The 17,706-nt window shown below is 59.7% G+C and carries 22 protein-coding genes; 7 read left to right on the top strand and 15 right to left on the bottom strand.

Annotated elements, in window-relative coordinates:
• Positions 1-176: 176 nt before the first annotated feature.
• Positions 177-494, top strand: a complete 318-nt coding sequence (locus DXY04_RS08215; RefSeq protein ID WP_011364204.1) for a DUF3303 domain-containing protein — start codon at positions 177-179, stop codon at positions 492-494.
• Positions 495-1,967: 1,473 nt separating this feature from the next.
• On the opposite strand, the gene DXY04_RS08205 is transcribed toward DXY04_RS08215, so the two are convergent.
• The gene (locus DXY04_RS08205; RefSeq protein ID WP_115161685.1) at positions 1,968-2,219 is read right to left on the bottom strand and encodes a hypothetical protein; all 252 of its coding nucleotides are present in this window, start codon (positions 2,217-2,219) and stop codon (positions 1,968-1,970) included.
• A gap of 37 nt (positions 2,220-2,256) precedes the next feature.
• Between DXY04_RS08205 and DXY04_RS08200 the strand changes: the two genes are divergently transcribed.
• Positions 2,257-2,529: a DUF1651 domain-containing protein gene (locus DXY04_RS08200; RefSeq protein WP_115161684.1), complete on the top strand. Its 273-nt coding sequence runs from the start codon at positions 2,257-2,259 to the stop codon at positions 2,527-2,529.
• A gap of 1 nt (position 2,530) precedes the next feature.
• Here the strand turns inward: DXY04_RS08200 and DXY04_RS08195 are convergent, their stop codons facing one another.
• The 3 genes from DXY04_RS08195 to DXY04_RS08185 form a co-directional block, all read right to left on the bottom strand.
• On the bottom strand, positions 2,531-2,872 hold the full coding sequence (locus DXY04_RS08195; RefSeq protein WP_115161705.1) for a hypothetical protein: 342 nt from the start codon (positions 2,870-2,872) through the stop codon (positions 2,531-2,533).
• Between the two features lie 600 nt (positions 2,873-3,472).
• Positions 3,473-3,655, bottom strand: coding sequence for a hypothetical protein (locus DXY04_RS12365; RefSeq protein ID WP_206749655.1), 183 nt, complete (start codon positions 3,653-3,655; stop codon positions 3,473-3,475).
• Between the two features lie 658 nt (positions 3,656-4,313).
• Complete coding sequence (locus DXY04_RS08185) at positions 4,314-5,327, bottom strand: hypothetical protein (RefSeq protein ID WP_115161683.1); 1,014 nt, start codon at positions 5,325-5,327, stop codon at positions 4,314-4,316.
• 1,528 nt (positions 5,328-6,855) lie between these two features.
• Between DXY04_RS08185 and DXY04_RS08170 the strand changes: the two genes are divergently transcribed.
• Together DXY04_RS08170 and DXY04_RS08165 are read left to right on the top strand one after the other, a co-directional pair.
• Positions 6,856-7,380, top strand: coding sequence for a hypothetical protein (locus DXY04_RS08170; protein ID WP_115161681.1), 525 nt, complete (start codon positions 6,856-6,858; stop codon positions 7,378-7,380).
• Between the two features lie 125 nt (positions 7,381-7,505).
• Complete coding sequence (locus DXY04_RS08165; protein ID WP_244278626.1) at positions 7,506-7,988, top strand: DUF2808 domain-containing protein; 483 nt, start codon at positions 7,506-7,508, stop codon at positions 7,986-7,988.
• 10 nt (positions 7,989-7,998) lie between these two features.
• On the opposite strand, the gene DXY04_RS12545 is transcribed toward DXY04_RS08165, so the two are convergent.
• Positions 7,999-8,133 (bottom strand): hypothetical protein, encoded by a 135-nt coding sequence (locus DXY04_RS12545; protein WP_255441776.1) that lies wholly within the window; start codon positions 8,131-8,133, stop codon positions 7,999-8,001.
• A 117-nt stretch (positions 8,134-8,250) separates the two neighbouring features.
• Positions 8,251-8,466, bottom strand: coding sequence for a Nif11-like leader peptide family natural product precursor (locus tag DXY04_RS08160; protein ID WP_115081034.1), 216 nt, complete (start codon positions 8,464-8,466; stop codon positions 8,251-8,253).
• Positions 8,467-8,549: 83 nt separating this feature from the next.
• On the opposite strand from DXY04_RS08160, the gene DXY04_RS08155 reads away from it, so the two are divergent.
• A complete protein-coding gene (locus tag DXY04_RS08155; RefSeq protein ID WP_115161679.1) occupies positions 8,550-9,266 on the top strand; it encodes an SDR family oxidoreductase in 717 nt (238 codons plus the stop codon).
• Here the strand turns inward: DXY04_RS08155 and purB are convergent.
• The gene (gene purB / locus DXY04_RS08150; RefSeq protein ID WP_115161678.1) at positions 9,224-10,519 is read right to left on the bottom strand and encodes an adenylosuccinate lyase; all 1,296 of its coding nucleotides are present in this window, start codon (positions 10,517-10,519) and stop codon (positions 9,224-9,226) included. The genes DXY04_RS08155 and purB overlap by 43 nt on opposite strands.
• Positions 10,520-10,743: 224 nt before the next feature.
• Positions 10,744-11,082 (bottom strand): P-II family nitrogen regulator, encoded by a 339-nt coding sequence (locus tag DXY04_RS08145; protein ID WP_006851285.1) that lies wholly within the window; start codon positions 11,080-11,082, stop codon positions 10,744-10,746.
• Positions 11,083-11,207: 125 nt separating this feature from the next.
• Here DXY04_RS08145 and queF point away from each other — a divergent pair, with 125 nt between their 5' ends.
• Entirely contained in the window at positions 11,208-11,597 is a 390-nt protein-coding gene (queF, locus tag DXY04_RS08140) for a preQ(1) synthase (RefSeq protein ID WP_006851779.1), read from the top strand.
• On the opposite strand, the gene DXY04_RS08135 is transcribed toward queF, so the two are convergent.
• The 4 genes from DXY04_RS08135 to DXY04_RS08120 all read right to left on the bottom strand — a co-directional run bounded on the left by DXY04_RS08135 (position 11,585) and on the right by DXY04_RS08120 (position 15,205).
• A complete protein-coding gene (locus DXY04_RS08135) occupies positions 11,585-12,883 on the bottom strand; it encodes a cytochrome c biogenesis protein ResB (protein WP_115161703.1) in 1,299 nt (432 codons plus the stop codon). The two genes, queF and DXY04_RS08135, sit on opposite strands and share 13 nt — an antisense overlap.
• Positions 12,884-12,888: 5 nt before the next feature.
• Positions 12,889-13,602, bottom strand: coding sequence for a cytochrome c biogenesis CcdA family protein (locus DXY04_RS08130; protein ID WP_115161677.1), 714 nt, complete (start codon positions 13,600-13,602; stop codon positions 12,889-12,891).
• 54 nt (positions 13,603-13,656) lie between these two features.
• A complete protein-coding gene (locus tag DXY04_RS08125) occupies positions 13,657-14,895 on the bottom strand; it encodes an FtsW/RodA/SpoVE family cell cycle protein (RefSeq protein ID WP_371634529.1) in 1,239 nt (412 codons plus the stop codon).
• A 109-nt stretch (positions 14,896-15,004) separates the two neighbouring features.
• Positions 15,005-15,205: a hypothetical protein gene (locus DXY04_RS08120; RefSeq protein WP_114989513.1), complete on the bottom strand. Its 201-nt coding sequence runs from the start codon at positions 15,203-15,205 to the stop codon at positions 15,005-15,007.
• A gap of 96 nt (positions 15,206-15,301) precedes the next feature.
• On the opposite strand from DXY04_RS08120, the gene DXY04_RS08115 reads away from it, so the two are divergent.
• Positions 15,302-16,108: a TlyA family RNA methyltransferase gene (locus DXY04_RS08115; RefSeq protein ID WP_115161675.1), complete on the top strand. Its 807-nt coding sequence runs from the start codon at positions 15,302-15,304 to the stop codon at positions 16,106-16,108.
• A gap of 57 nt (positions 16,109-16,165) precedes the next feature.
• On the opposite strand, the gene DXY04_RS08110 is transcribed toward DXY04_RS08115, so the two are convergent.
• Genes DXY04_RS08110 through DXY04_RS08100 form a run of 3 tightly spaced genes read right to left on the bottom strand, consistent with a single transcriptional unit; the run spans position 16,166 to position 17,385 of the window.
• The gene (locus DXY04_RS08110) at positions 16,166-16,366 is read right to left on the bottom strand and encodes a phycobilisome linker polypeptide (RefSeq protein WP_006851140.1); all 201 of its coding nucleotides are present in this window, start codon (positions 16,364-16,366) and stop codon (positions 16,166-16,168) included.
• A gap of 5 nt (positions 16,367-16,371) precedes the next feature.
• A complete protein-coding gene (apcB, locus tag DXY04_RS08105) occupies positions 16,372-16,860 on the bottom strand; it encodes an allophycocyanin subunit beta (protein ID WP_115161674.1) in 489 nt (162 codons plus the stop codon).
• Between the two features lie 39 nt (positions 16,861-16,899).
• On the bottom strand, positions 16,900-17,385 hold the full coding sequence (locus tag DXY04_RS08100) for an allophycocyanin (protein ID WP_114989510.1): 486 nt from the start codon (positions 17,383-17,385) through the stop codon (positions 16,900-16,902).
• Positions 17,386-17,706 lie beyond the last annotated feature (321 nt).

Here is a 17,706-nt window from a genome sequence, read left to right as displayed (position 1 = left end):
CATAAACGAGCGAGCTAGGCCGTCTCTCCACCGGGAGGGGCGGCCTTCCTCTTTGGCCCCCCTGTACTGCGATGCAGGATGCAATCGCATAAGCCGACCCTCTAAAAGTGTTCACGCGAACAGTGGGAAATCTTGGGGATGGCCTAAATCAGGTTTTCCCTTTCTTTTGGGCTCCCATGCAGATGTATCTCGCGGATTGCGTTTTTCCTGAGATTGAAGGTCAACTGGCTGCTTACAAGAGCTTCTGTGAGCTGTGGGATTCAGGCGAAATGGCAAAGCTAGACAACTTTGACGGCTTTGAAATGTTGTTCCGAGTCCACGCCCCTGGTGCTGGCCGAGTGACCATCCTCTTCAAAGCTGAAAGTGATGCTCAAATCTTTGAGCACTTCGCTCCATGGCGTGCTCAGTTCGGCATTGAAATGGACTTCACTCCTGTTATCGGCTGTCAGGATGTGGTTGATTATCACAAGAAGCTTTTCGCCAAGATGTCCTAATCTTTGTAAGGACATTGCACTTGGGGTCAGCGTCGGGCTGGCCCTATTTTTTTGCCATAATTAGCTTGGAACAGATGAGGGTCACCTGTTGGGGGTTGGCCCTTTTTTTATGTCGTACTTCCGAGTCAGGACAAGCTTTCTGCCCGTTCCGCTGCAGTAGCTGCAGACGTGCATGTAGCCGTCATATCTGCTCTTCTTGTAACCACTACCTCCGCAGTGCTTGCACTTGTGACTTGTGATCTTGGTGTTGAACAGAGGCAGCGCCATTTGTAGTGCTGTTGCTTCTGATGTCATGTCTTATTTCCAACGACAACTCACCACTAGCTCTGGTCAATCAGCCATTTCAATAGACATAGACTTAGTAATAACTATCAGTGTCAACAGTGCAGCTTATTGATGACGATTGCCCGAGGGTGCCTAACCCTGCCGATGACTCCTTGAGCAGTCCGCAGTCACGGCGCTATTGGCGCGAGCAAGGTACTTCTGGCCCAAATCAATGACGGTCATCTAAAGGCGCGTTGATTGCCTAGGCAGCGAAATTTTTTGATTGCACACCTTGTTTTGCGATGGCGATTGTCAACTTGCGTCAGGCCAGCGCCCAACTGGGCTTTAGGACAACGACAACGCTCAGGAGGCTGCTGCAAGCGGGCGAACTAAGTGCGTATCTGCGGTCAGGACCAGATCTAAGGGCGACGTATTTGGATATGGCTCCGAAGAGGCGGCCAACGCTTAGGCAACACGTTCAGGCCCATACGGAGTGCTGTGGCAATTCCCCGCTGTGGGGTGCGGACTATGAGAGCTGGCCGAAGCCGAGTGGGAATTGGACCGATGTCGCCAACAGTTATCTGGACCTGCCGCAATGGGGGCCGCCACCGTGGACTGAGCTGCAGTGGGTGACGCTGCGGAACGTGATTGAGCTGGCTGAGGAAAGCTAGCGCCTTACTTGTCTGGCTCTGAGATGTCTCTCCTAAGGCGTTGGGTCAGTAGCAATAACGGCTCACATCCCGATTCTCTGTAGCTCACGCTACGGGCTTATAAGACTTTCATGGAAGAAATCCTTGATCCCAAAGGTCTCCGAAAAATGGTGTGCGAAAGCACGAGCGATTCCCTATCAAGGAGACCTGCGACACTTCCTCTTACGGCTGAGTGAGTTATCGCGGCAGCACGGGAGAGCGACCCGTAGCTGGCAGACAATCCAGTCCGAGTACACGGCAAGCGTGATTGGGCTGGCTTTCTGCGTTTAAGCCCGTCTTCCAATAACGGGAAAAATTCAGTGCATTGCACTTGATTGCACAACGCCTCGTCAGCGTTATGGAGCGGACCGCATCGCTCGGGGCGAACAAGTTTCTCCTCGCGGTTCCGTAGTCCCGCATCTTTGATTCGGTAACGGCTGTTGGAAGTCAGCCCCACCGATAGAGGGGGCTGACATCACGCAATTAGCCAGCCTCAAGAGACCAGCTCATCCTCTTCATCTCAACGGTGAAGAAGTAACGCCAGGGCGTATCCAACTGCTAGGCCCTTGCCGAAGGAGAGCCAGAGCATTTGGTACTTGCTCAGGCCAAACCGCTGCCGAATCCTCTTGATGTAGGTCTTATGCCACAGCAGGACCGAGCTGGACTCCTGATTGGCTGAGTCTTGTTCGGAACGAAGGAATCGTCTGCGCTGAGCTGATTCAAGTCCAGTCAGATCCTTTGCCTTTTTCAGTTTGTTGGTTTTCTTACCCATGCTTCGAGGGCTGGGAATAGGTGGTTAGACCATCTTCATGCCCAACAAGGACCGCAGCTTTCACGAGGCGCCACAGAAGGCTGGTGGTGAGGGGTGGCTGTATTCCGAACAGCAGCAAAAGCTCTGTCACTTCAAGCCCGACACGGCGACCGTGCATGCGCAATGGGTCGCCATCAGGACCTACAGCTACGTTCCGCCCCGCCCGCCTGAGCCGATGACTCGGCGGCGGTTGCTGAGGCACAACGCCGTTGAGGCTTGGCAGACGATGCAGAAGACGGGCTGGAGGCGCTGCCCCCCGCCAGTGAGGTGACTCAGAACTTTCTTGGGTATGGAGGGTTACCTGCCATCTCAACGTTGATCTCCCTGCAGATGTTCATCCATGCCCCCAATCCGAAGTTCACGCCATTGGGGCCGTCAATGAATTCCTGGAATTCCTCTGCTGTGATTCCCTCGCGGACTTCCCAGATGCAAAAGGCAGGGCCTTCTGGGCCAATGGGACAGAACGAATGGTTGTAGAAGCCCGCTTCTAGGTTTTTGGCTACCGCCTCATCCCAGCCACCACCTGGAGCCATGGCTGCTTGTGCCGTCTCCCACCACTGCTGAGCTTTGCCTGCTCGGAACTCGTGATGAACGTGGAAGAACGTGGATGCCATGGAGATGTCGCCTTTAGGCACATCTTGGGTTGAGGACTCAGCCTTCGTTGTCGCTTGCAGCACGTTGGAACAACTGACTACTGCTGTTGCTGCATCTGCTGCTGACTCAGCGATTTAGGCCGTTTGGACTGGTGCGCTGTCGCCTTCCTATTGCTTGAAGTAGGACCCGCCCAATTCACGACAGGGTGATCCGCTTGCGAGAGAGACAGATCACCCGAGCCGTCCCCCTCGTCAAAGGTCGTCTCGTCGGATGTTTAACAGTCCAACTTGTTTTTCACGCGTCTCCTGCGTGACATCCACAAGTCCAAGACAAGGCGATCCGAGGTGCAGACAGATCGCCCGAGCCAAGACCGCCACCCTCTTGTGGGACCCGCTCATGAAAGTCATAACCGTTAGCCACTCTCAACTCGTGTCTCGCGCGTCACATCAATGAATCGGGACTGCATCAACTGGCTGAAGACGTTGCCCTGCAACCGCAAGCCGCAAAAAGGTCAACGTATGAATAGGTGGCTGGGCGCCGCTTCTCGAGCAGATTGAGATACGCGTTAAAAGCGGATCATGCCTGCTTTGAGTCAGCATGATCAAGGCTTAATCGGATGTTCATGCCGTCTTGGTTGCAGGGTCTTTGAGATCGCCTGTAAGACGTAAATGGACATCGAGGCTCTCGATGACGGAGAACAAATTCACCTGCTCGGCAGCGGATCCAAGCAACGAGTGGTCCACGTTTGATGCGGCACGCTGGCTGTATTCGAAAGCTTGGGCCGAGGCGAAGCTGAGGCTCATGTATTCCCTAGTCCTCGCGGAAAGGGAGACATCAGCAGTCAGGCAATCGGAGATGTCTGTCGGAAATGGTGGCGAGCCGCTGGATCTCACATCCACCGGCACCAATTGAGGTACAGCCATGCGACACACGCCCTATAAAGTGGAGTTGATGTATTTACTCTCCAGGCAACGCTCGGCCAAACGTCGAGCGCGACGACTATTCAATATGTCGCTTTTAACCCTCGGGATAGTTCTTCTTTTCGGCTTGGCCAGCCACGGCCTTGATGTTTTGGGTGCCGAGCTGACAACGAGTTGGCCTCAGGGTTGAGGTCTTTCAGTGATTTAGAACACATTTTGGGTTCGTGGCTTTATTGGTATGGGGATATTCAAAGGATTCTCTGACAACCCAGCCCCACCAGTTTTTTGGAGGTGGTATTAATTGATTAGGTCCACCATCTCTGGGCCAGAAGTACTTTTCTCTTGAGACTTCCAATGGTGGCTGCAAATAATGAACTCCCGTCATGGAGTAAAGAACTGCTCAAGTTGCTTTCCATAACCTGTCCTTTCCTTAAAGCTGAAGTGATCAGGGTTAACCCGATTCAGAAGAAGCTGATCGTCTTTAAAGCGAGCCGGTAGGAAGATTGTTTTTAGGCGATATAAGCCAGCAGGAGCAGCTTAATCAGCTCGCCTCCGCGAAGGCTTTCCGTACACTTCGCCACTCTGATGTGCGGTAACTGCGGTGATGAACCTCCACCGTGTGCCCCATGGCTGCAGCGATCAGGGTGTCGTCCTTCACGATCCCGTGAGCCCTGACGGAGAACGTGTCCCGCAGTGAGTACGGCCGGAGCCACTCACCTCGGGCTTCGTATTCGGCCATCAGTTGCTGCCAGTAGGGCAGACGCCGCAGGACGGCTCCGAGGGTCTTCCCGGACACGGTGGGGGGCAGCTTGAGCTGGTCCCAGTTCCCCACCAGGTCGAAGGTGCTGTTGTCGACAGCCACGGCCTCCAGCCAGCGGGGATCGGTTTCTTCTTTCACTCCCCCGCGGGTGTTGTAGGTCTTGCCCTTCGTGACGCGGAGCTGGGGTTCGCTGTCGTCGTTGGTGGCTCGGGTGATGAACGCCACCTCCCAGGCGCGGACGCCATACACCCGGCAGATCTTGATGACGTTGCCCCACGTCTCTGGGAGCAGCCGGATCAGCTCCAGCACCTCGGCATCTGTGAGGACGGCTTTCTTCCTGCTCTTGGCATCAGCGCCCCGGATCTTCAGGTAGTCCTTCTCGGGCACCAGGAACGCCTGGGGTTGCCGGTGTTCAGCGACGGCGTATTCCAGAAATTTCTTCAGTGCCAGGCAGCACTCCAACCGTGACTTCGGCATTTCGACCCAAGGCTTGAGAGCCTCGCCGCTTTTCTTGCCTGGCTTTTGGTTGACCCGTTGATGGGTCAGAACCTTCTCCATCAGCGCCTTCCCTGTCTGGGCGGCATTCCGCCCGTCGAGGTGTAGCAGGGCCACATTCAGGTATCGCTCGTAGCTGGCCTCGAATGTCTTGGGGGCGATGCGGTTGTCGAGTGTGAGCTTGTGCTCGCGGAAGGCGGCCACGATGCCCGGCCATGGCGTCACAACCTCCTGGCTCTTGTGGTCGCTGATGGCGAGCGCGTCGGCGATGGCTGTCTGCAACGTGACGCCGCCCTCCATGACTGGGCCATAGATGCGCGTCAGTAGTCCCTGGACAGGCTGAATGCTGTTTGCTTCCCAGGGGTATGGAAGCGTTGCTGATGCGTTGGCTATGCCCGCATCCGCAGGGAACTGGAGCTTTAGCCGCACCTTCCCGTAGTGCTCAGACAGTCCCCATCCACGCCAGTGCGCAGAGGCTTGCAGTGATCTCTCCCATGGCTGCTTCTTGGGCTGCCGGGCCAAGGTTCGGGATAAATCTCGGGATAAAACTACTCTCGTTGACTCTCCTCCGCAACTGACAACTACTCAGAACTACTGTGCTGGTATGGGTTGTAGCTGGAACTTGTTGCGCTGACTGGGCTTGTTTCAGTGATATCACCCAATTGACTCACGGGGGCTGGAAGGCCCCCTCAAACATTTCAGGACGGGCGATCTCAGAGGTCGCCCTTTTTAGTGTTCAGGCGCTTAGGGGGTTCATGGTCAGCCGCCCTTGCAATACCTGACCCTCTCCGGAGACAACGGTGGATCCCAACCAGTCCTGGGGGTCAACACGCAGATCGCTGAAGGGATGGTCTGGAGCAGCAAGCAAAACGCAATGACCAGCAAGGCGAAGCCTGTGCCGGGGGCGTGGATGTTGGCTTGGAACCAGGGTTTTTGAGCCATGTGATCAGTTTGGCGCCGACATGGAACCGCGTCCCGCTAGATGCGCTTCAGAAAAAGACGCATCCTGATGGTGACATCGGTTGGTCGAGAGAGGATTAGCTGAGGTTGGCTTCTGGCTGAAAGCTCGTTTTATTAGGGCAACAGCTGATGCAACGTGGTCCGCACCCTCAAAGACCAATGGTTCGCTTTGGCGTTGGGAGCCACTGCGCTCATTGCATTGTTCTGGCTTGAGTTGCTGGCCTCTTAACAAGGATTTTGAAGCCAGATGTTTTTCCCACTCCGGGCTGTTTGGTTGATTGCTGTTGGGGTGCTGCTGACTTGTGCTCCGGATGCTCGTTCTGACGAGTGGGTGAGTTGCAAGCGTGACGCTTCCACAGGGCAGCTGCTCTGGCTGCGGGGTAAGTCAACTGAGTTTCTGAAGAACGCTGAGTACCGACCAGGTGCAACCAATCCTGATCTGGGCACTTGTTTGGTCAGTAAGGAGCAGCTCCGCGAAGCTCATGGTCTGCGGTTTTGATCACTGCTAGGCCTGGGCCTGTAAACATCGATTGATGGAGGTGATTGGCCCTCCCCTCAGGCCAAGATTGTGAATTTCAGCGGTTTCTTAAGCGCCTGATCTGTGGGATCACCAGAAGATCCATTAGTGCGAATGTGATCAGGCAGGGGATAAAACCTTTCCCCACAACATTGCAAACCCAGCGTTCCTGATCCCATTGGCAGATCACCAATTCGGATAACCAGAACAAACTCACCTTTGCTGCAAATGACGTCAGGGCAAACCGCCATTCCGATGCGCTCAGACGCAGTTTGAACGGCACAGCACTCTTGAAACTGCTGAAAGTCTGAAGGCGGAGCCGCACGCAAGCGTAGGCTCAGCTTGCGTCTGATGTGTCTCGCGTTTGCTCGTCTGTTTCTCGCTTTTGCCTTGCTGGCGGCCTGGGCAACCCCTGCTCGAGCGACTTCGCTTTCGGGGCGCACGGATCGGTTGATTGATCGGCTTGAGCAGCTTGGTGTTGTGATCGATCGGCTCGAGCGGTGCGGCCCCGGGCTCGAGCGTGCCGCTTACAACATGGGCGTGAACCGTCTCTGTTTGTCGCAGGGGCTGCGCGATCAGCCAGGGCTTCAGTTGGATGTTCTGACCCATGAGGCCATCCACGTCGTTCAAGATTGTCTGGATGGTTTGGAGACGCCGTCGTCTTCCACGATCAGCTTGATGCTGCAGGCGCAGGGTGGTTTCAGCTCCGCGCAGGTCGATCGGTTTTTGGCGCATCATCTCGACCGTTCAACGGCTGCCCACGTGCTCACGGTGACCCAGTCGCTCGGGCCGCTGCAGCGCCAGCGTGAAGTGGAGGCCTATGCGCTGCAGAGCCAGTCCGGCATGGTCGAATCCTTGCTGGCCAGGCATTGCTGATTCCCGTCGAAGGATGGAGCTTCCGCCTGAGATGTTGTTTTGTTTGATCGGGCTAGGGTTGATTGATTCGTTGGAACAATCGGGTGAAGCACCGGTGGATTGCGATGCTTTTGTGGGCTCCACTGATGTGGCTGCAGGCGCCCTCATCGTTCGCACAATCGTTGTTTGATCGTCCACCAACCCGGGTGATGATTCATAACCCTGAATCAACTGAAGGCTTGCGCAATCGCACCACAATTTCGGTTGTGGTTCCTGAGGATGCTGGTAATTCCTTGGGCGCGATTGTTTTGCGGCAGTTGCCCAATCTTGATCAGTGGGATTGGGGCCGCCTGGACCCTCGGGTTTATCTCGGCGATTATTTCCTTCGCGGCAAAGGAACAAGAGGATTGGCCAGGGCTGTTGTCTCAGGCCCTGAAGAGGATTTGAACATCGAATTCAATCCAGCGATTGAGCCGGGGCACACCGTGAATGTTGTGTTCCGTGGCTTTAATCCTCAGTCCAGTATTTATCAATGGTCAACAGAACTCATGGCGGATGGTGAGGACCCCATCCGTTATCTCGGACCCACCTTGCGTCTGAACGTCTATGAGCAGGATCCGTACCGTTAGTTTTTGATGTTTAGAGCAAGTTTGGGTAGGCATTGAGGAGTCCCCAGATCACCAGCGCTGTGATCGAGGCAAAGATCACGGCCGTCCATGCCGCCAGATCGGCGTTGTTGCTGGACCCTTGCAAAAGCTGAAGAAGGCGTGCCATCAGAAGGAATGCAAGCCCTTCGGTTCTGGCTCAGCTGGAGGGCAAATTCCAGTCTTGTATGCGAGTCCTCATACGTTTCGGGGGCTCGACAGGTCTGAACGCAGTGCTCCAGTCCCTTTAGTGATATTCCCCGGGGTGCTGAATCTTGGTGACGCTGACGCCGGAGGAACTCTTGCCGGAGAACCGCAGCAGTTCATCTCCGGAGACCTCATAACCCAGTTCTTGGGCAATCAGGGCCGCAGCATCGGCGCTCACGGCTTGCAGCACTTGCTCCCTGAGCGAAGGATCTCTGGAGATGTGAGCAAAAAATTGCCGGAGTTGGTCCGTGCTCATGCGGTTGGGGGTGTCGTGTCGATTCTGCCCGGTCTGGTGTTTCCTTTTGCCTGTTGACTGGTGCGCAGATCAGGTCTGATGGGATGACGCAACTCGCGGTGTCTGGCGCCTCCGGCAAAACCGGATGGCGCGTGGTGGAGGAGGCGCTCAAGCGTGGTCGATCGGTCCGAGCCATTGTTCGGCCGGCTTCCGTGCTGCCCTCTGCCCTGGCCCAGGCCGAGCAGGAGGGGCGCCTGGAGGTGCGTCGTCTGGAGCTGGACTCGGCGGAAGCGTTGCTCCATGCGCTGCAGGGCTGCACGGCATTGGTGATCGCCACGGGTGCTCGCCCTTCGATCAATCTGGCTGGTCCCTTGCAGGTGGACGCCTGGGGCGTGCAGGCTCAGGTGCAGGCCTGCCGCTCTCTGGGGCTGAAGCGCGTGGTGCTGGTGAGCTCCCTCTGTGCTGGCCGTTGGCTGCATCCCCTCAATCTGTTCGGCCTGATCCTGGTTTGGAAGCGGGTTGGGGAGCGCTGCCTGGAGCGCAGCGGTCTTGATTGGACCGTGATCCGGCCTGGAGGCCTGAGTGAGGACGACACCCGCAGCACCACGGAGGGAGTGCTGGTGACCGACGCCGATCAACAGCAGAGCAACAGCATTCCTCGCCGCCTTGTGGCACAGGTCTGCCTGGATGCTTTGGAGCAGCCTCAGGCCTGTGGTCGCATCCTCGAAATCACCAGCTCCCCGGCCCAGCCCCAGCAGACGCTGGGCCAGTGCCTGGATCAGATTCCCAGCCGCTCCCAGATCACGCCCAGATTCTCCTGATGCAATGCGGTGCTAAAGCAGTCGGCCAGCTCCGCCGCGCTGAGTCTGCTGGTCACATCACCATCCGCTTCAAGGTTGGCGCGGAAGTCGCCGCCGGCGGTGTTCCAGGCCGTGTGGGCGTTGCGTTGAACGACCCGGTAAGCCTCCTCTCGGCTCATGCCGGTTCCCACCAGAGCGAGTAGCACCCGTTGGCTGAACACCACACCGCCGTACACATTCATGTTGCGGCGCATGTTCTCGGGGTAGATCCCAAGACCCTTCACCACGCTGGTCATCTCCCGCAGCATGAAGTGCAGGGTCACCGAGCAGTCGGGAAGCATCATGCGCTCCGTGGAGCTGTGGCTGATGTCGCGCTCGTGCCAGAGGGCCACGTTCTCAAGGGCAGCAATGGTGTAGCTGCGCAGCACCCGGGCCAGACCGCTGATCCGCTCACTGCGGATCGGGTTGCGCTTGTGGGGCATGGCGGAGCTGCCCTTCTGCCCCTTGGCGAAGTTCTCCTCCACTTCCAGCACGTCGGTGCGTTGGAGGTTGCGAATCTCGGTGGAGAAGCGCTCCAGGGAGGCGCCCACCAGGGCGAGGGTCTGCACGTAGTCGGCATGGCGATCGCGGGAGATCACCTGGGTGCTGGCGGTGTCGGGAGTCAGCCCGAGGATCTCGCAGGCGATGGATTCCACCTGGGGATCGGTGTTGGCATAGGTGCCCATGGCGCCGCTCACCTGGCCCACGGCCACATCCTGCTCAAGCCGTTCCAGCCGGATGCGGTTCCGCTCGGTTTCCGCCAGCCAGCCGGCCACCTTGAACCCGAAGGTGATCGGTTCGCCGTGGATGGCATGGGAGCGGCCGATCATTTCGGTGCCCTTGTGGGCTCGGGCCAGTTCGCGCAGGGCATCGGCCAGGGCATCGAGTTCGGTGCGCAGCAGGGCCACGGAACGTTTCAGCTGCAGGGCCACGCCCGTGTCCAGCACGTCGCTGCTGGTCATGCCCACATGGATGTGACGTCCGGCATCACCAACGTGCTCATTCACGTTGGTGAGGAAGGCGATCACGTCGTGGCGCACCTCGGCTTCGATTTCGAGGATGCGCTCCACCTCGAATCTGGCCTTCGCCTTGATGGTGTCGAGAGCCTCTTGGGGCACGCGACCGAGCCTGCAGTTGGCTTCGGTGGCAGCGATCTCCACATCAAGCCAGCTCTGGAATTTCGCCTGCTCACTCCAGACGGCTCCCATCTCAGGAAGGGTGTAACGCTCAATCACCGGCGCGCTCGGTTGAACAACCCAACAAATCTATGGGGCCGCCTCCGCGCGACTTGCTCTCAGCGCTGGGCCTCAATGAGTCGAGTTCCTCTTGGGATCTGCCTTGTCTTGGAACCCGCCCCTGGATGTTCAGTGTTGAGCTCTCAAAATTGCTCCTAAGAATTCACTGGCCCGGAACCGATGGGGACCGGGCAAATCCTGAACAGTGATCTGGCGTTCTGAGCTCAGAGAGCCGTGCTGTCGCGGTCGCCGGTGCGGATGCGAACCACTGATTCCACAGGGCTGATGAAGATCTTGCCGTCACCGATTTCACCGGTGCGGGCGGCATCGGCGATCGACTTAACCACCTCTTCGACGCGGTCGTCCTCGACCACCACTTCAATCTTCAGTTTCTGCAGAAATTCAACGGTGAATTCCGAGCCGCGGTAGCGCTCCACCTGACCTTTCTGGCGGCCGAAGCCCCGCACCTCGCTCACCGTCATGCCGATGATGCCTGCCTCAACCAGCGCCACCTTGACGTCTTCCAGCTTGAAAGGACGAATGATTGCTTCGACCTTTTTCATGGGGGGAGTACGGATCTCGTTTCAAGGATGCCGCGGTTCTCAGAGCCGTGCGTGGCCGCTGTTACAGAACGCTGCCGAAGCTTGACTTCCTAGGGTCGCTGATCAGAACTGGCCCCTACAGCCCTTTGACCCAGACCCCCCTCTACGGCGAACGCGCCATCGCCGAAGCCGAGCTGATCTGCTTCGACAACCCCCGGCCTGGGCGCCCCTACGAGGTGTCGATCGAGCTGCCGGAATTCACCTGCAAATGCCCCTTCTCCGGCTATCCCGATTTCGCGGTGCTGCGCCTGATCTATCAACCCGGGCCGCGGGTGGTGGAGCTGAAGGCGATCAAGCTGTATGTGAACAGCTACCGCGACCAGTCGATCTCCCATGAGGAGGTCACCAACCGCATCCTTGATGATCTGGTGGCGGCCACTGATCCGGTGTGGATGCAGCTGGAAGCCGATTTCAACCCCCGTGGCAACGTGCACACCGTGGTGCGGGTGAGTCACGGCACCCGTCAGCCCTGCTGATCGACCACCCCTTGCTGCACCAACTGAGGCAATTCAGTGGCGAAGGCGGCGAGGTTGCGGTTGCAGAGGCCACCCACGCTGAGGGTTCCATCGGCTGCGATGGCCCACAGCTGCCGGGTGGCCACGAGGCTCAACCCACCGCCCACCAGCAGCACTGCGAAGCCCAGGTACACCAGCGGTACTCCTGGATCCCGCTTGAGCAAAAGTCCGCTGGCCGGCAGCACCGCGTCCACCCGCATCGGCAAGCCCTTCACCTCAGCGGCGGGACCACCCGGTCGCAGTCGGGCGAGCTGTTGACCGTCCGCATCGAACACCGTGGCGGGCCCCTGTTCGCTCTCCAGGCTCAGAAACACCGGTTCGGCTCCATCGGGGCGTGTCGGTAGCACCAGGCCCCAGATCTGATCACCCAGCTCCGGATAGGTCTGTAGCGGCAGCTCCAGCACGGGGCTACGCCCGATCTGCAAGCTGATCGTCGCCAGTGACCAATCGGCCTGGTAAATGGTGATGCCCCGGTGCCGCAGCGGGTGATTCACGCTGATCTCGGCATCCATGCTTTGGCGGGGGCCCTGCAGCTGCAGAGCGGAGCGGAACTGTTCCGTTCGGCCCGCCGGATCCCGATCAATGGCGAAGCGGTCCAGGGTGATCGTCAGTTGGGTTGTGCCATCGCGATCCAGGAGATCGAGGCTGCGGCCGGGGGCCAGGAAGCGCTCCAAGCGGTTCCCCGCCAGCGCCCCCCAGGCCGCGCCAAGCATCAGCAGCACCAGGCCGGTGTGCACGAGCAAGGGCCCCACCCGGCCAATGGCGCCGCGTCGGGCCGCCAGCCGTTGTGGCTTGCGTTGCACCTCCCATCCGCCGGCCCGCAGCACCGTCTCCAGCTGCGTCAGAGCCCGGCTGGGGTCAGCGCAGGGCTGGCTTTCGGCGATGGCCAATTTGCTCAGCTGGCGTGTGGTGCGGTAGTCGATCCAGCGCCGGGCCGCCATCAGCGCTGGCCACTGACGGCGCCAACTGCAGAGGATCAGGGCGAGACCCAGCCAGGCCAACAGGGCCAGAAACCAGCCGCTGGAATACACATGATCGAGCTGCAACTGCAGCACCTGTTCGCCGTGGAGCAGCCCCAGCCAGGGGGTATCGGCGTAGGCATCGATGTAGCTGGAGGGCGGATCCCCCTGGGGGATGCTGGTGCCCACGGCACTGGCCAGGGCAATCAGCAGCAGCAGCACGATCGCCAGCCGCAGATCGCTGAGCCAGGCGGCCAGGCGTTTCAGTGGGGCCATCCCGCTCGTCATTCCCATCAGCTCCAGCGGGCCAGCAGGGTGAGTAGGCCGCTGGTGAGCAGCACCACTCCACTGACTGGCGGCACCCAGCGGCTGATGCCCCGCAGGGCGAGCAGTTTGGGGATGGCTGCTGCAAAGGTGCCCGCCAGCAGCAGGGGCAGCACCTGGCCGAAGCCGAAGCTGCTGAGCAGGGCCACCCCTGCCAGGGGACGTCCGCTCTGGGCAATCCAGCCCAGCAGCACCGCCAACACGGGGGTGGTGCAGGGTGAGGCCGCCAGCCCGAAGGCCAGTCCTGCTGCAACCGGCGCCAGCGGGGCCGGCACCTTCTGACGCCATTGCTCCGGGTCTGGACCGCTGGGCAGTGGAATCCGAAGCACCCCCAGCAGGTTGAGCCCCATCGCTACCGCCAGGATCGCCACCAATGTGGGGATCAGTGCCGGCACCTGGCCGTAGATCCGGCCCAGCAGTCCGCTGATGCTTCCCAGCACCACCAGGGCACCGACGATGCCGCCGCAAAAGGCGAGGCTGCGCTGCCAGGCCGGTTGGCCATCGTCAAAGCCCGCCAGGTAGGCCAGCGTCACCGGCAGCAAGGACAGGGAACACGGCCCAAGACTGGTGAGGGCGCCGCCACCGAACACCAGTGCCAGCGTCAGTGGGCCTGGATCCGCCAGGGCGCGCTGCAGCAGCTGCTCGCTGCTCTGGGCCAAATCGGAGAGCAGCAGCAGATCCACAGGTGCCCTTTAGTGTGCAAAGCCTATCCAGGCACGCCGGTCGTCAGGCCAGGTTCAGCGTTGACGCAACGACCGTTGGCGCCCGTTGGATCGTCCCCCGATCAAGCCGGTGGATTCCAGTGAACAGCGGATCAGCAGACCCAGGATCACCAGGCTCGACATCAGCGAGTTGCCGCCGTAGCTGATCAAAGGCAGTGGCAGACCGGTGGTGGGCATTGCCCCAGAGGCCACTGCGATGTTCAGGATCGACTGGCCCACCAGGATTGTGGTGCAGCCGATGGCCACGAGCCGGGCCTGGTTGCTTCGGCAGCGCAGGGCCACCCGCAGCCCCACCCAGGCCACCAGCATCAGGAACAGCAGCAGCAGCACTGAACCCACGAATCCAAATTCTTCGGCGAAAACCGCGTAGATGAAGTCGGTGCTCTGGATCGGCAGGTATTGGAGCTTCTGGGTGGAAAGGCCATAGCCCTGACCCATCCAACCGCCGGATCCGATCGCCAGCAGGCTCTGCACCAGCTGGTAGCCATCCCCCATCGGGTCGTTCCAGGGATCCAGAAACGACACCACCCGGATCCGTTGGTATTCATTGATCAAGATGCTGGCGGTGCCCAGCAGCGATCCCGCCAGGGCGGTGCCCAGGAGGCTGCGCCAGCGCAGTCCGGCCGCCAGGGCCACCATCCAGAGGGTGAGTCCCATCAGGGCCGCTGTGGAGAGGTTGGGTTGCTTGAGGATCAGCAGCAGCAGCCCGCCGAAGCTCCCCAGCCAAAGCAGCTTCTGGTCGAGGCTCAGCCGGCTCCAGGGGGCGAACAGGTTGGCGGCCTGCAGCACCACAAAGGGCTTCACCAGCTCCGAGGGCTGCATCTGCAGCGGACCCAGCACCAGCCAGCGGCTGGCGCCGTTCACCGTGGTGCCCATCACCAGGGTGGCGGCGATCAGCAGGCAGCCCATCCACAGCCCTGGGCCTGACCAGCGCAGCCAGCGCCGCAGGTTGGTGGAGATCGTGATGCTGAGCAAACTCCAGCTGAACATCAGCCAGATCGCCTGCCGTTTCAGATAGAAACCGCCATCGCCCATTTCCCGCAGGGCCACCCACCAACTGGCGGACGCCAACACCACCAGCCCTGCCACACTCCAAAAGCCCGCCAGCCCCATCAGCAGACGAGCCTCTGCTGGCCAGAGCTGCCACGGCAAGGGCAGCAGCCGCTCGATCAGGGTCGACTTCCGAGCCTCTTGTTGTCCCCGTCGTCTCGAAGATCTTTGGAGGGCTGTCGCTTGACCCAAACGTTTGCTCAAACAGCGTCAATGCTCCATTGAGCCGTGAAATGGTTGCCTTGCCAAGGCACTGATTGAACAGAAGTGTTGGCTGGGAGTCTTTGCAGGACTTGGTGAGCAGCCGTTTCGCTTATGCAACGTTCAAGCGCTCATGCTCAACTTCCCATTGCACGTGGGATCCCCAGGATTGCTGGCGCACCCAGCAGCGTCCGCCGCGGCAGTGAAGAACCTGGAAGGGCGGCAGGTCGCAGGGCTGGTTGTCGAGCCGCACAAAGCTGCCCGGCTGCAACAGCGGCACCACCTTGGCGGGTTGGGGGCGGTGGTTGGACACGTCCCTCGGGGCGAATTGAGGAAATCCTCCAGGCAGAACTGGCTCCAGCCACTGGATCGCCGGTTTTCTTCGGGATCGGTCTGCTTTTATGTCGCAATGGCGTCCAAACAGCGTCTTGATCTGGAACTCCTGACCCGTGGATTGGTCAGTTCACGCCAACAGGCGCAGCAATTGATTCGTGCTGGAAAGGTGCGCGATGGCGCCGGCACCCTGTTGGACAAGCCCGGAACGGAGGTGACGCCGGAGCGAGAACTGCGGGTGGAGCAGCCCCCCCGCTTCGTCTCTCGAGGGGGTGAAAAACTGTTGGCGGGCTTGAAGGCTTTCCCTGTAGTGGTTGAGGGGCGCGTCTGCCTGGATGGCGGCATCTCCACCGGCGGCTTCACCGATTGCCTGCTGCAGCATGGCGCTACCCGTGTTTATGGCGTTGATGTGGGCTATGGCCAAACGGCTTGGAGCCTGCGAACCGACGAACGGGTTGTGCTGCGGGAACGCACCAACCTGCGCCATCTCCAGCCCGACGATCTCTATGGGGCCGACGACCCCTGGCCCAGTTTGGCGGTCACTGACGTGTCGTTTATTTCCTTGCGGCTGATTCTTCCGGCGTTGCGCCGATTGTTGCGGGGTCCCGACACCGATGCGCTGGTGCTGGTGAAGCCGCAGTTTGAGGTGGGCAAGAGCCGCGTCGGCAAGGGGGGCGTGGTGCGTGATCCCGCGGCCCACCGGGATGCCATTGAATCCGTGATTGCAGCGGCAGCAGAATCGGGTTGGCAGCCCCAGGGCTTGGTGGCTTCGCCGATCACTGGGCCTGCCGGCAACCACGAGTATGTGCTCTGGTTGGGGGAGGGAGATGCCGCTGTTCTTCAGGATCTCGATGCCTTGGTGGCGCAGATCCTCCAGAGTTGATGGCCAATGAAAAAGCCCGGTGTTGAACCGGGCTCGGAATTTGCTTTGGAGCGGAGTTCAGTTTCCGACGTTGACCTGCTGACCCCCGGTGCAGAGCTCCACCTTGATGATGCGGCCACCCTGCTTTTGGATGCGCTGCTGTTCAGCGAACCAGCTGTCGTAGGGCACCCACTTGGTGAAGAAGGTGTTCTGCAATTCGCGCTGCGTCCGAACCTTTTCAGGGCTGGGAATGCAGGCGGTGACTTTGAACAACCGCATGGGGCTCAGTTGCCGAGGCCGGAGCAGATGTAGTCGAAGTAGACACCCATTTCCTTGCCAGCATCAGGGCCGACCAGTCCTGCGGTGACTTCCTTCATGGCCTGGATGGCCTGAACGGTGGCGCCGATGGGCACACCCAGGGAGTTGTAGGTCTCCTTGAGGCCGTTCAGAACACGCTCGTCGAGGATCGAGGTGTCGCCAGCCAGCATGGCGTAGGTGGAATAACGCAGGTAGTAATCCAGGTCGCGGATGCAGGCTGCATAGCGGCGGGTGGTGTACATGTTGCCGCCGGGACGGGTGATGTCCGAGTACAGCAGGGCCTTGGCCACGGCATCGCGGATGATGGCCGAAGCATTAGCGCTGATGGTGGCGGCAGCGCGCACGCGCAGTTCACCACTGGCGAAATACGACTCGAGGCTGCTCATCGAAGCCGTGTCCAGGTAGAGGCCCTGGACGTCCGAATTGTTGATGACGTTGGTGATGGCGTCTTGCATGGATCCGTGAGGAGACGAGAGGGAAATTCAGCGAGCGGTTCAGGCGAGGGCGCCAACCACGTAATCGAAGTAGGTGCCGGCTTCCTCTGCGTCGGCTCCGGTGAGAAGGCCCATAGCGACGATCTTCATCTCGCGCACGGCTTCTGCCATGGCTTCCAGGGGAGTGCCCAGGGAGCGGTAGAGCTCTTTCGCGCCGATCACACCTATCTCTTCGATCGGAGTGACGTCACCGGCGACGATGCCATAGGTGACGAGGCGGAGGTAGTAGTCCATGTCACGCAGACATGTGGCGGTCATCTCTTCGCCGTAGGCGTTGCCGCCGGGGGAGATGACGTCGGGACGCTTCTGGAACAGCTGACCACCAGCCTGCTTGACGATGCGCTCGCGGCTCTCGCACAGGACCTGGGCCACGCGCAGACGGCGTTGACCGCCGGTGACGAAGGCTTTGATCTGGTCGAGTTCGCCAGGGCTGAGGTAGCGGGCTTCGGCGTCCGCGTTGATGATCGAGTTGGAGACGATGCTCATGCAGTTCTGCCTCGAAACAAGCGGCCGCCCGTAGGAGACCGGTATCCGGTGAATAAGGGGTGATCCCGAGGGATCGCGTCTCAGACTAAAGGCTGAGACAGGGGGTCGAAGCGTCGGGAGTGGGACTTGTTCACAACGGTCAACACTGATCGTTGTGGCCCCGCTCCGTTGGGATCGGCTGAGGCATTCTGCGCTGGCGACGGCCTGGGATTTTTGCCCGGGTAACAGTTCTTCACGGCATCGACCGTGGCTCGAAAGCCATTGCCATGACTGCGATTTGCGTCATGGTTCGAGAGGCTCCCAAGACGCAGAAAATGATCC

This window comes from Synechococcus sp. UW86 (assembly GCF_900474085.1).
In the GTDB taxonomy this organism is placed as follows: Bacteria; Cyanobacteriota; Cyanobacteriia; order PCC-6307; family Cyanobiaceae; genus Parasynechococcus.
This window is presented reverse-complemented; position numbering and strand designations above follow the sequence as displayed.